1 pseudogene is annotated in these 546 nt (G+C 45.1%); it reads left to right on the top strand.

The window, feature by feature from the left end:
• Positions 1-546, top strand: a pseudogene (locus tag GMD6S_RS10055) (acyltransferase family protein); the annotation flags it as partial.

The raw sequence follows: 546 nt of genomic DNA, 5'->3' as shown, positions 1-546 counted from the left end.
ACAAAGACTCTTGCTGAACAAGCTGAACTGAGTCGTCTAGGAATTTCTGAGGGAACAAGCCTAATAGGAGATTCGGTAGCCTTGCGTGCCAATACAGCCTTACAAGAGGCACTTCCTGAAGCGAATATCAATGCCCAGGTTAGTCGAACGACCAAGCAAGCCAATGACATCATGCTCAATAACAGTCAGAACAAGGCGCTGCTAAAAACAGTCGTCATTGCAACGGGAGTCAACAATCCTGAAGGTTATAAGAATGATTTGGACAGCATCGTGAACCATCTACCGAAAGGACACCATCTGATACTGGTGACACCTTATGAGGGAGATAAGAGCAAGGACACTTACACATCAGTGGAACAGTATGCGGCTTATGCGAGAGAATTAGCTGAAAAGAACCCATATGTGAGCATCGCTGACTGGAATAAGGTTGCTAAGGAACACCCTGAAATCTGGGCTGGAACTGACCAAGTTCACTTTGGAAATAATAGCAACATGATTGAAGAAGGTGCTAAACTTTACGCAGAGACGATTGCAGCTGCTGTTAAG

The sequence above is a fragment of the Streptococcus sp. GMD6S genome (genome assembly GCF_000297015.1).
This window is presented reverse-complemented; position numbering and strand designations above follow the sequence as displayed.